Annotated in this window: 13 protein-coding genes and 1 pseudogene; 6 read left to right on the plus strand and 8 right to left on the minus strand. The window is 41.0% G+C overall.

Going from position 1 to position 14,726, the window contains the following annotated elements:
- The first annotated feature begins 143 nt into the window (after positions 1-143).
- Complete coding sequence (locus HUN01_RS15865; RefSeq protein ID WP_181932078.1) at positions 144-1,391, plus strand: bifunctional sterol desaturase/short chain dehydrogenase; 1,248 nt, start codon at positions 144-146, stop codon at positions 1,389-1,391.
- A gap of 55 nt (positions 1,392-1,446) precedes the next feature.
- Complete coding sequence (locus tag HUN01_RS15870; protein WP_181932971.1) at positions 1,447-1,608, plus strand: hypothetical protein; 162 nt, start codon at positions 1,447-1,449, stop codon at positions 1,606-1,608.
- On the opposite strand, the pseudogene HUN01_RS15875 reads toward HUN01_RS15870, so the two are convergent.
- Positions 1,609-1,755, minus strand: a pseudogene (locus HUN01_RS15875) (element excision factor XisH family protein); the annotation flags it as partial.
- 321 nt (positions 1,756-2,076) lie between these two features.
- On the opposite strand from HUN01_RS15875, the gene HUN01_RS15880 reads away from it, so the two are divergent.
- Positions 2,077-3,102, plus strand: coding sequence for a mechanosensitive ion channel family protein (locus tag HUN01_RS15880; protein WP_181932079.1), 1,026 nt, complete (start codon positions 2,077-2,079; stop codon positions 3,100-3,102).
- Between the two features lie 127 nt (positions 3,103-3,229).
- On the opposite strand, the gene HUN01_RS15885 is transcribed toward HUN01_RS15880, so the two are convergent.
- Entirely contained in the window at positions 3,230-4,009 is a 780-nt protein-coding gene (locus HUN01_RS15885; protein WP_181932080.1) for an MBL fold metallo-hydrolase, read from the minus strand.
- 113 nt (positions 4,010-4,122) lie between these two features.
- Between HUN01_RS15885 and HUN01_RS15890 the strand changes: the two genes are divergently transcribed.
- Positions 4,123-4,560 (plus strand): VOC family protein, encoded by a 438-nt coding sequence (locus HUN01_RS15890; protein WP_181932081.1) that lies wholly within the window; start codon positions 4,123-4,125, stop codon positions 4,558-4,560.
- 10 nt (positions 4,561-4,570) lie between these two features.
- Here HUN01_RS15890 and HUN01_RS15895 read toward each other — a convergent pair whose 3' ends face one another.
- Positions 4,571-6,190 (minus strand): S-layer homology domain-containing protein, encoded by a 1,620-nt coding sequence (locus tag HUN01_RS15895; RefSeq protein ID WP_238846281.1) that lies wholly within the window; start codon positions 6,188-6,190, stop codon positions 4,571-4,573.
- Between the two features lie 287 nt (positions 6,191-6,477).
- Between HUN01_RS15895 and HUN01_RS15900 the strand changes: the two genes are divergently transcribed.
- Positions 6,478-7,380, plus strand: coding sequence for an alpha/beta fold hydrolase (locus tag HUN01_RS15900; RefSeq protein WP_181932083.1), 903 nt, complete (start codon positions 6,478-6,480; stop codon positions 7,378-7,380).
- Positions 7,381-8,044: 664 nt separating this feature from the next.
- Complete coding sequence (locus HUN01_RS15905; RefSeq protein ID WP_181932084.1) at positions 8,045-9,103, plus strand: serine/threonine protein kinase; 1,059 nt, start codon at positions 8,045-8,047, stop codon at positions 9,101-9,103.
- A 201-nt stretch (positions 9,104-9,304) separates the two neighbouring features.
- Here HUN01_RS15905 and HUN01_RS15910 read toward each other — a convergent pair whose 3' ends face one another.
- The 5 genes from HUN01_RS15910 to HUN01_RS15930 form a co-directional block, all read right to left on the minus strand.
- Entirely contained in the window at positions 9,305-10,696 is a 1,392-nt protein-coding gene (locus HUN01_RS15910; RefSeq protein ID WP_181932085.1) for a malic enzyme-like NAD(P)-binding protein, read from the minus strand.
- Positions 10,697-11,019: 323 nt separating this feature from the next.
- Positions 11,020-12,123 (minus strand): photosystem II q(b) protein, encoded by a 1,104-nt coding sequence (gene psbA / locus HUN01_RS15915; RefSeq protein ID WP_181932086.1) that lies wholly within the window; start codon positions 12,121-12,123, stop codon positions 11,020-11,022.
- 348 nt (positions 12,124-12,471) lie between these two features.
- The gene (locus HUN01_RS15920; RefSeq protein ID WP_181932087.1) at positions 12,472-13,218 is read right to left on the minus strand and encodes a creatininase family protein; all 747 of its coding nucleotides are present in this window, start codon (positions 13,216-13,218) and stop codon (positions 12,472-12,474) included.
- Between the two features lie 393 nt (positions 13,219-13,611).
- Entirely contained in the window at positions 13,612-13,884 is a 273-nt protein-coding gene (locus HUN01_RS15925) for a cupin domain-containing protein (RefSeq protein WP_181932088.1), read from the minus strand.
- Positions 13,885-13,910: 26 nt separating this feature from the next.
- On the minus strand, positions 13,911-14,270 hold the full coding sequence (locus tag HUN01_RS15930; protein WP_181932089.1) for a Mo-dependent nitrogenase C-terminal domain-containing protein: 360 nt from the start codon (positions 14,268-14,270) through the stop codon (positions 13,911-13,913).
- Positions 14,271-14,726 lie beyond the last annotated feature (456 nt).

The following is a 14,726-nucleotide window of genomic DNA, read 5'->3' on the forward strand; positions in this document are numbered from 1 at the left end:
GGTGATAAAGAAACTTTACTATCCTTCCCCATTCCCCATTCCCCATTTCCCATTCCCTTTAATTTTTATTTGCTCTAGACTCGACCTTAACGCACCTTTGTCAGATCATAAAGAATGATTAAGAAAAACGAGTATAGACAAACATGATAAAAATGCTAGCTGAAAACTTAATGGGGATTGAAGCAAGATTACAAATTAATTGGGTTTGGCTAAATGCCAGCTTACAGTTTGCTATTTGGGGAATTTTTTCACTTTTACTCGCTGAAGTCTTGAGAGACAGTTACCATGCTTTGTGTCACCAAGTCAATTGGCTTGCTAAATGGCACAACAAGCACCACATGGCTTATCGCCGCGATTTATCGATAGTTTCCCTGAAAGTTTACCAAGAATCCCAGCTATATCACGACATTTTAGAGTCGAGTCTACTGTTAATGGTATTGGTAGTCATTGCCTTAGTTGTCCAGCAAATGGGGTTATGGCTGGGAGTAGCTTATGCTTGTACCTTCTTGTATGGCGCGTCTGTGCGATATTTTCAGGGAAAAATTGATACAGACTACAACCACCTACCTGGCCCTTTAGAAACAATTCCATCCATTTGGTGGGTGAATCGGTCTTACCATTGGCGGCATCATTTTGATGATGTCAACGCTTACTACAGTGGTGTCTTTCCCTTGGTGGATAAAATTCTTGGTACAGGACTGTCTCTCAAGGGTAAAACCATCGCTTTAACCGGAGCATCAGGAGCCTTGGGTCAAGCGTTGACGGCTGAACTTGTAAAGAATAATGCTAAAGTTGTCGCATTAACCACTAATCCAGAAAAATTAGTAGAGCAAGCTGGGGTGAAGGTAATTCCCTGGCAGTTGGGTAATGAAGCTAATTTGAGGGATAGTTTAGAGAAAGTAGATATTTTAATTATCAACCACGGAGTCAATGTCTACACTAGCCGTACACCAGAGGCTATCAACTCCTCTTATGAGGTGAATACCTTTTCCGCATTGCGGTTGATGGATATATTTTCGACAACTGTAACAGGGCCACAAGCAAAAGCAACTAAGGAAATCTGGGTGAATACTTCTGAGGCTGAGGTTTCTCCAGCGCTGAGTCCGCTTTATGAACTCAGCAAGCGATCGCTAGGAGATATAATTACCCTTAAGCGCTTGGATGGGGATTGTGTAATTCGCAAGTTAATTCTTGGCCCATTTAAGAGTCAACTGAATCCTTATGGAGTGATGTCTGCACCGCAAGTTGCTCGTGCTATCTTATTTTTGGCGCGGCGAGACTTCCGAAATATTATTGTGACAATAAATCCTCTTACCTATCTACTATTTCCCTTAAAAGAAACTAGTACATGGTTATACTATCGAATCTTCAGCCGGACAGCAAAAAGTTAGTTGATAATTTCCAGGTAATAACCCAGATATCAATACGGTTCGTTAAGGCTTTTTGATGAAAATTTTAGATCACAAAGATTCGATAATTTATCACAAAGACGCGATAAATCGCCGTCTCTACAAAAGACCGATTATTGTAGAGATGGCGATTCATCGCGTCTTTTGTCTTAACCAAACCGTATTGACCCAGATATTAGTTCAAGTAATAATTTTCTAGATCAGTGACTGGAGAAGCGCCTATAAAGCTTTTAATTTCGACTGCTATTTTCTCTCCACTTTTTTCGGCAGCTATGAGTTTTTCTGCACCTAAGTCAATATATAAATTTCTTGTACCCCATTTGATAATAAATGGATCTTTGGTGATTTGCCAACTATCTTTTTATAGGGCATTTCTAACCGCATTATGGTAAATGTCTTTAGCTGGCATAGGGAGAAATTTATATTACAATCTATACTAGATTAATTTGGGAAATTACAGCACTCTTGTTGGTTTGGCGCAAAGTCGTAGATCAGAAAAATTTATCGTTAGGCTTCAGAAGGAACTACCAGATATAAAATGTGTTCAGATTGTTTTTTCTCAAAGCCGAGCGATAGTTGATTTTTTGTACTAACAAGGTAAAAATTAGCTATAATCACAGCAAAAATGCTGCTCTCCTAAATCTAAAATTCCAAATTTAAAATTGATATGATCGAATGGATTCCGTCGATAGCATTTATTCTAGGTGGCTTACTGGCTGGGATAATTGGTGAAAAAGTTATCTTCAAAAAACTTGAAACATTCGTTAATAACAAACGAATTGCCGGGGGTAATATTATATTTCACTCTCTGCACCGCATGACTTTTATTTGGTTTGTCATTGGCGGTTTCTTTTGGGCAATTCTGAGTTCTCCACTCAAGCCAGATGTTGCAATTGTATTGCAAAAAATTCTGACGATCGCACTGCTGTATTCAGTAACCCTAGTTTTAGCAAGATTGACTGCTGGTTTTGTTAATTTATTTATTCGCAGAACGGAAGGGGTTCCCACATCGCTAATTTCTAACCTTGCTAAGATTACTGTTTTAGTTTTGGGAACATTAATCATATTGCAAACGGTAGGTGTTCAAATTACACCGATCATCACAACTTTAGGGATTGGTGGTTTAGCAGTTGGTTTAGCACTTCAAGACACACTTGCAAACTTGTTTTCTGGTTTTTACTTAATTATATCTAAGCAAGTTAGAACCGGAGACTATGTGAAGTTAGATGCTGGACATGAGGGATATGTTATAGATATTTCTTGGCGCAATACGACTATTAAAGAAATTTCAAATAATGTAGTTATTGTTCCTAACTCTAAGTTGTCTTCTGCCATTTTCACCAACTACCATTTACCCGCAAAGGAAATTACTTTAACAATGGATGTGGGTGTAAGTTATGATAGCGATTTGGAAGAAGTCGAAAAAGTGACTGTAGAAGTTGCCAAAGAAGTCATGCAAGAAATTGCACCGGAATTAAAAGAGAGTGAACCGTTTATCAGATTTCATACTTTTAATGATTTTAGTATAGATTTTACGCTTTATATGCGCGTAAATGAATACTTTGATCAGCGTATTGGTAAACATCTATTTGTTAAGAAGTTACATAAACGCTATCAGAAAGCCGGAATTCAAATTCCTTTTCCGATTAGGGAAGTGTATATGCAAGATAATTCAGCTATGGAACGAAATTAGACCTGGCGACTAGAAGTCGCGGCTACACAGACAAAACCCACCTCCGTGGGTTAAAAACCTTGATTTTTTCTTAGTGGACTTAAGTTGTATAGCCGCGATTTCTAATCACCTGGTGGAAAATGTGAGCTTAAATTGCTAATGCTCGTTTTTCTAATGGTAGTTCAAAGCGATCGCCTGGTTTCGGCTCAAGTACCCGTGTTGAAATATTGTTCTTCTCTAGTAACGAACGAAATTCTTCAGCACTTCCTTTAGTCTGAATCAATTTCATCAGCAATCCTTCAAACGCCACATCACCACCAGCAGCCGTAGGTATTATTACTTGAGGTTGTAATGACTTTACTACTTCCAAAGCACTATTTTTGCCTTTAATAATCGGCCCAAGCAAAGGCAATGTCATGTCAATAAACGGTGTAATCACGACATCGATAGGTGCAGATTGCTGAAGTTGTGGAGAATGATAACCATGAGGCTCGTAGTATACAGTTAGACCACTCTCCAATTCTTTGAGGAGATAACTATTTTCTACCAGAGTAGGGCCAATGGGGGAGCCGGGGAAAGCTTTGATTTCAACTTGATTATTTAAACTGAAAGTTTCACCATGAGCCAATACTGTAACTTGGGTGTAACCTAACTGCTGTACTACCTTGGCAGCATTGGGAGAGGCTACAACTTTGATGCTGTGGTCGAGTACCTGAAGCGTTGGTGGGTGAGCGTGGTCTTCTAAACCTTGAGAGAGCAGAATCAGATCAATATTATCTGGGATTGGGCGATTTTGCGATCGCGAACCTTTGAATAACCAATCCAAGTTGCTGAAAATTAACGAACCAACCAGCCAAGGGTCAATCAGTATTCTTTTCCCACCAATTTCCAGTAACCAAGAGTTGCTGTCGAACCAAGTTAAAAACATAAATTTTGTGAAGATAACGCCTACCTTCATTATCAATCGTGTCAGCTTTCTATGTAAGCAATGAGGCCAATACCTACATTCTTCCGGTTAAGTCTACACACGGAGTTCTTTTTATGTCTGATCTTGGTTTTACTCACATTGCACTTGCAGTTAGTGATGTTGATGCAAGTATCTCATTTTATGCAAAGTATGCCCAGATGACGGTCGTGCATCATCGCATTGATCAAGCAACTCAATCAGATGTTGCTTGGATTAGTGACCTGACTAGACCTTTTGTGATTGTCCTAATTAAAGCAGCTAAAGTAGAAGGCGCATTATTACCACAATCCCATCTTGGCGTAGCTTATCAGAATCGTGGGGAAATCGATCGCCTGTGCAATGAGGCACGCGCTGAGGGAATACTGCTGGATGGGCCAAATGACTGGGGCTTTCCGGTTGGTTACTGGGCTTTTATTCAAGACCCTGATGGTCATACACTGGAAATTTCCTATGGTCAGGAAATTAGTTTTACAGTTGAGCAAGCTAGAGACGCGATTAATCGCGTCTCTTAAAAAAATAGTGTTACTTTTTGCCAGGAGTACGTCCACCTTCATCGTTACTACCACCGTGAGGATGGGAATTGCCGGGGTCGCATCCCTCAGCACCATTACCAATTCCTTGGTTACAATGGCGACGTGGTTTGATGCGCTCCATCGAATCCTCAGCTGCAACTTGTTGTTGTCCAACGACATACTGCGAGGAGATGTTTGCAACCTTTCCAGTGCTAGACAAGGCTTGGTATATTAAAGCAGACACTTCAGACCTGGTTGCTACCTGTTCAGCATTTAGCAAGTTCACATTGGGATAGTTGACGACTATACCATGTTGTGTCAAAGCAGCAATCAGACTGCGATATTCAGGACGAATAGTATTTGCATCGCTGTAAACAGATAAGATTGTATCCGTGGAGCCAGTAGTTTGATAATTTAATCTCTGCGCTAATGCTACCAAAACATCAAGGCGAGAAAGCTTTTGGCTAGGGTTGAAATCCTTGCCTACAGCAGTGTTTAAAAAGCCCATTTGATAAACTTCGCTAATGGCATTGTAAGCCCAATATCGATTTGAGACATCCTTAAAAGCAATAGCTTGGCGAATTTTCCCCTTGGCAAAGGCTTTCCGTAGCATTGCCGCAAACTGGGCACGAGTTACTGGTGCATCTGGGCGGAAAGTCCCATCAGGAAAACCTTCGAGAATTTCCATTGTTGCCAATTTGGTAATAAAATTTTTAGCCCAGTAGTTTACGGAAACATCAGAAAAACCAACTTGCAGAGTTCGAGACATACTGATTTGGCGATAATTCATTAGCATTTGACTAGTGTCGTAGCTAGAGTTATCGCTGACTTCCATCACCTGCACCAAACTACCCGGATTAGCTTGCAAAACATCTGCCAAATCGGAACTAAAAGCGTTAACGAACGACTGACGGACTAAAGCATAATCTCCCTGAGTGAAAGAGAGGGGATAAACACTAGTTTTGGCAATTGTTGACAAACCTTCTACTTGGAACTGACTACCTTGAAAGGTTTGGGAACTGCTCAAGAAAATAACACCTTGTTTCCTGATTTGGGTAAAGTAGTCGTAGGTGGTGGCATTTGTGTCAATAGTGCCGTCTTGGTCAGCATCAAGACCATAAACAGTGCGAACAACTTGGTATTCATTAGGTTTGGCTGACAAAATCAGGTTAACTGTGGTATTTGCTGACAAACATTCAAATTCGCTGTAGCCAATAAAGCGGTTTTGAATATCATACAATCGCACGACGATGCGATCGCTAGCTTTTAGCCCCTTAACAAATTTTACTTTTTGTTTAATCTTGTATTTATAATCGCCTACAAACCGTTCTTGTAAATAATTATTATGACTTTTACTCTTGACAGAAACGCGGGCAATTACCTCTGAAAAAGTATTTGCTGGTTGCCAAATCGCAAGGCTAAAACCTGTTTTTTTCCCTTTTGCCGAAACTTTATTACTATTTAACTGAGTGCGATTCATTGTTTCTACTTTTTTATCAACTAAAAGTAGTTGATTTGTGGAATTATCAGATATTTGGGCGATGGTAGTAGAGAACCCTAAAGCTGCCGATGCAGAAGATATTGGCGAAAATATTGCCACTGAGGTTACAGCTAGAACAAATTTGCTCATTTGAGCAAAGTAACTTTGATTTATGTATTTCATCTCACATCACCATTCATCTAATAAGTCAAGGGATACTAAGTACTTCTTGACTTATTAATCCCTTGGGGTAGATGGAACTAACATCTAATGAGTGCTGAGTGCTGAGTGCTGAGTGCTGAGTGCTGAGTTTTGAGTTAGGAGTTATCAGTATAGGAGTTTTGAGTGTGATTATTGTTTTTTACTCAGTCAGCACTCAGCACTCTTTCGGTCAGAGAAAATTACTATATTAAAGAAACACTTTATTAATCTTAATAATGACTGTAAGTACACAACCGCTTGCAACCCAAGACGCTTTTGAAAAATTCTTTTGGACTTGGCAAGGCTACAAAATTCAGTACACTGTCATGGGCACTGGACGACCTCTGGTACTGGTTCACGGCTTTGGTGCTTCCATTGGACATTGGCGTAAAAATATCCCAGTTTTAGCTGATGCTGGCTACCAAGTATTTGCCATAGACCTTTTAGGCTTTGGTGGTTCCGATAAAGCGCCTATTGATTACAGCGTGGAAGTTTGGGTGGAACTGCTGAAAGATTTCTGCACAGCACATATACACGAACCTGCTGTATTTATTGGCAACTCCATCGGCGCACTTTTGAGCTTAATTGTACTGGTAGAACATCCAGAAATTGCTGCTGGTGGTATTTTAATAAACTCTGCGGGTGGTTTGAGTCATCGTCCCCACGAACTGAACCCGCCGCTACGGATGGTGATGGCAACTTTTAATCGGTTTGTGCGATCGCCAATTACAGGTAAATTTGTCTATAATCGCATTCGCCAAAAAGCCCAAATTCGCCGTACTCTCTACCAAGTTTACCGCGATCGCCAAGCCGTCACCGATGAATTAGTCGATTTACTTTATACTCCCTCTTGCGACCCAGGAGCGCAACAAGTTTTCGCATCCATTCTCACAGCGCCTCCTGGCCCAAGCCCAGAGGAACTATTGCCCAAAGTAGAACGTCCTATATTAGTGATTTGGGGTGCCGATGACCCTTGGACACCAATTACCGGGGCCAAGATTTACGAAAAGGCGCGTGAGAATGGCAAAGAAATCAAAATTGTTCCCATTCCCAATGCCGGTCATTGTCCTCACGATGAAGTTCCAGATGTTGTCAATGCTCAGATTGTCGATTGGCTGGCGCAATATCAAGAGTTCTAAATTAGAAGTTAAGAGTGAGGAGTTAAAAGTTAGAACTGAAAAATTATTAGAAGTTTTACTCCTAACTCCTAACTCGCAATTTGATACTCAGTTAGTCAATATAGCGGTTCTCAATTGTATGAAATACAGACCTAACCCCCAGCCCCTTCCCTGCAAGGGAAGGGGAGTAAGACTTAAAGTCTCTCTCCTAAAAGGAGCTACGGTGTATACACAAGTCCTAAAAACCTAGCTTGATAAGACTTTCCTCGTTCCTAGTCTCTGACTGGGAATGCATTCATTGAGTCTCTGACTCAATGCCAGATTGGAGGCAGAGCCTTAACGAGGAGCATTCCCATGCTCTGCATGGGAACGAGATAAACGAGAGAACAATGAAAAATCAAGTTTTTTTTTGACTTGTGTATACACCGTAGCCTAAAAGGAGAAAGGTCAAAGTGTATTGCTTCCATTCGAGAACCGCTATAATTTCATGCCTAGACTCAAGACGAGGGCAAACTGTCCATTAACAACACTTGCGTATGACATTGAGCAAAGTGTCCGTCATCAAGAATAACTTTGTGCCTATGCACCTGGGCGCGTGCAAGGTAAAAATGCGGCTAACAATCTGGGTGAGTCACTCTTATTTTTTATTGCACTTTGAAAAAATCAAACTCATCTGGTGAATGTAATGGAGCTTGATGTGCGTAATGAACATAAAGGAATAATTCCCTTAAGTCATCATCCAGATTTTTCCCAACAAGGCTATCAAGTCATCAGCGAACTAGGGCGCAACCGAGAAGGGGGACGCATTACTTATTTAGCTAATGTCCTCAACTCTAATGAACAGGTGGTGATTAAAGAGTTTTGTTTTGCTCATGCAAGTGCAGATTTGTCAGGCATAAAAACCTATGAACGCGAAATTGAAATCTTGCAACAACTGAATCATTCCCGCATTCCTCGCTATGTAGATTCCTTTGAAATACCAGGGGTTTTTTATATGGTGCAGGAATATAAAAATGCCCCATCATTGGGTATAAGACGCAGTTTTCATCCTGAAGAAATTAAGCAAATTGCTTTGTCAATCTTAGAAATTTTGGTTTACCTGCAAAAGCAAGTTCCCTCAATTATTCATCGGGATATTAAGCCAGAGAATATTTTGGTTGATGAAAAACTAAATGCTTATCTGGTTGATTTTGGTTTAGCTAGGATACAGGGTGCAAAAATAGCTCTGAGCAGCTTTGTAGCCGGAACTCCAGGTTTTATGCCACCAGAGGAACAGTTTGGTCATCCTCTAACGGAAGCATCAGATTTATATAGTTTAGGAGCAACGCTAATTTGCTTACTTACTAATACTCGTTCTGCTGAAATTGGGAAATTAATTGATGATAACTATCGATTTAATTTTCAGAAATTAGTTCCTCAAATCAGTCCACATTTTCGGTTGTGGTTGATGAGAATGGTAGAACGTAACCGGAAACGTCGCTATGCCAATGCATCTTTTGCTTTAAAAACACTTCAGCGAATTCAGGTTGTTGGTACTGCCACCGAGATAGATACTTTAGTCACTACAATCAAACCTAGAAAACGAGCTACAGTGCTGGCACTAACCACTGTTTTGACATTGGCTGCGATTGGGGCAACTTTGATGAGTTGTCAGCCTGGTGATACGGTTAGGCAATTGCTGGAAGCTACAGAATGTCAAGGCTTTGATTTCAGCTCAAGTTGCCAAGAAAAAACCAGACGTTAAGAGTTTTACCCCACCCTAACCCTCCCCTTGCAAAGGGGAGGGAACTAGATTTTCTTGTTTCCCCCCTTAGCAAGGGGGGATTAAGGGGGGTAATTCGACTTGTGTGTACACCGTAGGATGCATTGGGGAGATTAAGGGGGGTATATCGAAGGCTTGGGTTTCATTACCAAGACACCCATCCCATAAGAATCGTTATTTTAATTAATTCCGAGCGATACCTTCTTCACGCGCTGCACGTTGCACAGCAGCGGCAACAGCAGTGACGACACGCTCATCAAAGACTGACGGAATAATATGTTCCCGATTCAAATCTGAAGGCTTGACTAAGGAGGCGATCGCACTTGCAGCTTCTAAGTACATTGTGGTGGTAATTGTCTGTGCCCGACAATCTAAAGCACCACGGAATACTCCAGGAAAAGCTAACACGTTATTGATTTGATTCGGGTAGTCACTGCGACCGGTCGCGATGACCGCAACATCTTGACTGATTAATTCTGGCTGAATTTCTGGAATGGGATTTGCCATTGCAAACACAATTGCGTCTTTCGCCATCGAATGCACCATTTCTGGTGTCAAAACTCCGGGTACACTGACACCAATAAATACATCTGCGCCTTGCATTGCACCCGCTAATGTACCCTGAGCTTTCACAGCAAATTCGAGTTTTTCTTCTGTCAAATCGGTGCGACTAGTAGAGATAATCCCTTTAGAATCGCACATCCAGATTTTTTCTGCTCCAGCTTTCCTCAGTAACCGAGCGATCGCCACTCCAGCCGCCCCAGCACCGTTAATTACGATGCGAATTTCCCCCATTGCCTTATTTACCAGCTTTAGAGAATTGAACAACGCTGCCAAGGTAACAATCGCTGTACCATGCTGGTCATCATGAAAAACGGGGATATCTAACTCTTGGCGCAATCTTTTTTCAATTTCAAAGCAGCGAGGTGCAGCAATATCTTCTAAATTCACGCCCCCAAATACCGGAGCGATATTCTTAACTGCCTGGATAATTTCTTCTGTGTCTTGGGTAGCAAGGCAGATGGGAAAAGCATCCAGCCCGGCAAATTCTTTAAACAGCATTGCTTTGCCTTCCATAACTGGGAGAGCCGCTGCTGGGCCGAGATTTCCTAAACCCAAAACGGCACTACCATCGGTAACAATAGCAACAGTGTTTTGTTTGATGGTTAAATTGTAAACTTCCTCTGGGTCTTGAGCGATCGCTGTACAAATTCGACCGACTCCGGGTGTGTAAGCCATTGCTAGATCGGAAACACTCTTCAGAGGAATTCTGCTGGTAATGCTGATTTTGCCACCGCGATGCAAATTAAAGGTGCGATCGTAGACACTGAGTAACTTGATATCTGGCAATGCTTTCACTGCTTGCACAATGGTTTCAGCATGTTCGGTACTAGCAGCATCCACAGTCAAATCGCGGGTGGACTCTTTGCGGGTTTGCTCAATTAAATCAATTTGACCGAGATTACCACCAGTGGTTGCGATCGCCTGGGTTACTGACGCCAGCATTCCTACACGATTAGGAATCTGCAAGCGCAGTGTCAAACTAAAACTAGAATTAGGAGTTAGGTCTGCCATGTTGATTTTGGATTTTAAGTTTTAGATTTTATATTGAATTGAGACAAAAACTAAAATCTGAGATTTTTTAGTCAGTGGAAACACAATAAATTTAAACCCTTGGAATAACCACCAGTAGTTAGTTTACTCACTGCTCACAGTTTTGATAATTATTTTTATTTATACCAATGCATTTACTAATGTAAATGAGTAACAATTTAGTAATTGTACCCAAATACACCAGATATTTTTTTAATATTTTAGCTGTGTAAATCTTTGTATAACTAGAGCTTCATAAAAAAAGCGCCCTCTAAACAGAGAGCGCGGTGAATTTAAAATTACTATTAACCATGTATTGCAGGTGCGTAGGCGTAGCCCATCGTAGACATCGTTGCCACAGGCAATGCCTCACCAGCCGCCAAATCCAAGGGGAAGTTGTGAGCATTGCGCTCGTGCATTACTTCTATACCTAAATTGGCGCGGTTTAGCACATCTGCCCATGTATTAATTACATGACCTTTGGAGTCCAGAATTGATTGGTTAAAGTTGAACCCGTTGAGATTAAATGCCATCGTGCTGATACCTAATGCCGTCAACCAGATACCAACTACAGGCCAAGCGGCTAAGAAAAAGTGCAAGGAACGCGAGTTGTTAAAGCTGGCATATTGCCAGATTAACCGCCCAAAGTAACCGTGAGCCGCTACGATGCTATAGGTTTCTTGTTCTTGACCAAACTTGTACCCATAGTTTATAGATTCAGCTTCAGTTGTCTCTCTGACTAGAGAGGAAGACACCAAAGAACCGTGCATTGCTGCGAAAAAAGCACCACCGAACACCGCAGCTACACCGAATTCATGGAATGGATGCATCAGGATATTATGCTCGGCTTGGAATACCAACATGAAATTAAAAGTGCCGCTAATGCCAAGAGGCATCCCGTCAGAAAAGCTACCTTGACCAATTGGGTAAATTAAGAAAACCGAAGTTGCAGCAGCTACAGGAGCAGAGTAAGCAAGGCAAATCCAAGGACGCATCCCCAGACGATAGCTTAACTCCCATTGCCGACCGAGCCAACAGAAGATCCCAATCAAGAAGTGCAAGACAATGAGCTGATAAGGGCCGCCGTTGTAGAGCCATTCATCCATTGAAGCAGCTTCCCAAATTGGGTAGAAGTGCAAACCAATGGCATTAGATGTGGGTACAACAGCACCAGTGATAATGTTATTGCCGTATAATAAGGAACCAGAAACTGGCTCCCGAATGCCGTCAATATCGACGGGGGGTGCAGCAATAAAGGCAATAATGAAACAGATGGTAGCGGTCAATAGGGTAGGAATCATTAAAACGCCGAACCAACCGATATAAAGCCGATTGTCGGTGCTAGTAATCCATTGACAAAAACGATCCCACAGGTTGCCGCTTTCGCTTCTTCCGAGAGTGGTGGACATAACTGTGTTGTTTATAAATCGCTGACAACAAACTTTCCCAATTCTCAGGAATTGAGACTTGTACTGTTTTCAATGACTTTCGCCAAATACTTTCTCCCTATTCGCCGGAACTCTCTAGAATTACCTCACACCAACAAATGCTATTAACTAACTTCCCCAGGGAGATTGTGTGAAAAAGGGGAAACTTTTACCGGCTCATATATCACGTTTTACATGAACAATTTGTATTTTTCAATTCATTTGTATTAAGTTTTACTAAGCTAAAGGCACAACAAACTCCGTGTGTTCTTGGGAATTTAAACCTTGTTGCAGCACTGCTAAAACTTTCGTCATATCACCTATAAGTTTTTATTCTGCGTTCACAAATTCCAAATACCCCTTGCTAAGTTCTTTCACCGCCAAATCATAAAATTGCTTACCGTGTTCTGGCGTTGCTAAATCCGGATTTGATCCCATGCGTCCATCTGGATAATGTACTCGAAAGTCAGCTGCGCTATAAATCCTATGTCCACTTGCAACTTCTGGTGAAAGGGGTGCTTGCTTAATCGCCTCTGGATAAACGTACTGGGTGAGGGCTACTTCACTTGGCGTTGCATGAGAACCTTCTTGATCCCCATATAATTCTTTAGCTAGCTTATATACAGAACCACACATAAACCAGTTTGCAACTTGACATTGCACCTGTTGAGCATTGGGAATCTGCAAATCTTCTAAATGAGCGTAAGTTTCTGAAAAAGCCGCTTTGAGGGTAGCGATGTTCCCGCCGTGTCCGTTAATAAAGTAGAACTTGCTAAAACCAGCTTTGGCTAAACAAGTTACATAATCTCGCACTACTTGAATCAAAGTGCTGGGACGCAGACTGATTGTGCCAGGAAAAGCAGTATGATGCAGTGCCATACCCACATTGATTGTAGGGCCAACGATCGCTTGAGTTGCATCACCAACACCAGCTGCGATCGCTTCTGCACAAATCGCATCAGTGCCAATTAACCCCGTTGGGCCATGTTGTTCTGTGGAACCAATAGGGAAAATAATCCCCTTGGACTGCTGTAAATAAGCTTCAACTTCTTGCCAAGTACTTAAATGTAGTAGCATTGTTAATGATTTTCCTCAATAAAATTGCCGTGGGATCAAACCTTTTTCTGCTAAAGAGCATATAAACTCCCACTAATACGATTATGAACTCCCAATATTCCCTGTGGTAGCGATCGCACAATATCCAATATCCCCAACTTCTTTGAGAAGTCGGGGATCATTGTCTACTGCCAAATTTTGAGAAAATCAGACTATCTATTTCTATGAATATTGTTTAGGGAATGGAATCGCAACGAGTTTCGACAGATATGGATATAAGGAATTTACCGACTCTGCCACTTTATCCTACGATACTCGCCGCGAACTTCCCTATAATACAAATCAAAATTGAGTGATGAGATGTTGGTTTTCTGGATCATCAAGAAAACAAAGGGGATCAATTTTGAATCTTGACTAATCAAAGTAATAATGCTTCTTTACGTCCTTGGTAATTTCCCATGTGCAAGACATACCAGCGGGAAAAATCACTAAATCGCCTTTACCCATTTGCACTGGCTGTCCACCATCAGGAGTAACAACTACGTCTCCTTCCAAAAAGTAACAAGTTTCTTGAGAATCATAAGTCCAAGGAAATTTTGAGACTTCCTTTTTCCAAACTTCCCATTTAAATACACCTAATTCATTGAGATGTTCTTGTCTGGGTTGACGCTCAATTTTAATTTCCATATAGATAGTGTTTTCTCTAGTGATGTTCAGCAGTAGGATTGAATATCCTCTCCACACTGATCTACTAGATAACACAAAGCGCGAAAACGCAAGTAGACAAGTTCGTTATAAAGCGGATTGAGTTTGCACATTGGCGGAATGTGACCTATTATGCGACCAAAAAGCATGATATCACGCTCGAACGGACACTGGGCGGGGATCAGTTTAGCAATAAATTTGGCGAATTTCCGATTCTGAATCTCAATTTTGTCCAGCCATTGACGTAATGGTTGCAGTAAATCTAATTTAGGTTGAGCAAATTGCTTTTTACTACCTATTTGATTCTTTTCTTCTAAAGGTTTAATAAAAGCAGGCAGAAAAATACGCTGATTATTTGTTTTAAGCATAGTTTTAGGCAAGGTTTTCCTTGTGTAGATGAACTATTTGCCGATTGGGAATATTGCCATGTAATCTGTCTGGTCATTTTGCATTGTGAAGATAACGAAGACAAGCACAATGCAAAGATTTTACATGCATCTCTGGAGAGAAATGGTTTAACTAATTGTTATTTAAACCCACCAAATGATCAAGAACTGTCCCGTTAAATACAAAATAACAAAGAAAATATAAAAATGGCATTTCTTTAACTTATGGATTGCTAATCTCAAAGATAGCTATCTTATATATTGAATATAAATTCCTGGTTCTGAAACTGCCCAGTATCTGGAGATGTAGTTTATGGCAGACAAATATAGTTTTTTTCTCACCCCATATACATTTCGCTAGGATTAGCCCCTAATGTCTTTCGATTTTAGGGTATTTAATGTCCATAAATTTGTCTGATATACTACATAACCTAACCT

It is taken from the genome of Nostoc edaphicum CCNP1411, from assembly GCF_014023275.1.
In the GTDB taxonomy this organism is placed as follows: domain Bacteria; phylum Cyanobacteriota; class Cyanobacteriia; order Cyanobacteriales; family Nostocaceae; genus Nostoc; species Nostoc edaphicum_A.

What these genes read in the sequence shown, in the direction of transcription:
- HUN01_RS15880 (WP_181932079.1), top strand. Translation starts at nt 2,077, where the DNA reads ATGATCGAATGGATTCCGTCGATAGCATTTATTCTAGGTGGCTTACTG.
- HUN01_RS15895 (WP_238846281.1), bottom strand. Translation starts at nt 6,190, where the DNA reads ATGAGCAAATTTGTTCTAGCTGTAACCTCAGTGGCAATATTTTCGCCA.
- HUN01_RS15910 (WP_181932085.1), bottom strand. Translation starts at nt 10,696, where the DNA reads ATGGCAGACCTAACTCCTAATTCTAGTTTTAGTTTGACACTGCGCTTG.
- HUN01_RS15930 (WP_181932089.1), bottom strand. Translation starts at nt 14,270, where the DNA reads ATGCTTAAAACAAATAATCAGCGTATTTTTCTGCCTGCTTTTATTAAA.
- HUN01_RS15925 (WP_181932088.1), bottom strand. Translation starts at nt 13,884, where the DNA reads ATGGAAATTAAAATTGAGCGTCAACCCAGACAAGAACATCTCAATGAA.
- psbA (WP_181932086.1), bottom strand. Translation starts at nt 12,123, where the DNA reads ATGTCCACCACTCTCGGAAGAAGCGAAAGCGGCAACCTGTGGGATCGT.
- HUN01_RS15900 (WP_181932083.1), top strand. Translation starts at nt 6,478, where the DNA reads ATGACTGTAAGTACACAACCGCTTGCAACCCAAGACGCTTTTGAAAAA.
- HUN01_RS15905 (WP_181932084.1), top strand. Translation starts at nt 8,045, where the DNA reads ATGGAGCTTGATGTGCGTAATGAACATAAAGGAATAATTCCCTTAAGT.
- HUN01_RS15865 (WP_181932078.1), top strand. Translation starts at nt 144, where the DNA reads ATGATAAAAATGCTAGCTGAAAACTTAATGGGGATTGAAGCAAGATTA.
- HUN01_RS15870 (WP_181932971.1), top strand. Translation starts at nt 1,447, where the DNA reads ATGAAAATTTTAGATCACAAAGATTCGATAATTTATCACAAAGACGCG.
- HUN01_RS15885 (WP_181932080.1), bottom strand. Translation starts at nt 4,009, where the DNA reads ATGTTTTTAACTTGGTTCGACAGCAACTCTTGGTTACTGGAAATTGGT.
- HUN01_RS15890 (WP_181932081.1), top strand. Translation starts at nt 4,123, where the DNA reads ATGTCTGATCTTGGTTTTACTCACATTGCACTTGCAGTTAGTGATGTT.
- HUN01_RS15920 (WP_181932087.1), bottom strand. Translation starts at nt 13,218, where the DNA reads ATGCTACTACATTTAAGTACTTGGCAAGAAGTTGAAGCTTATTTACAG.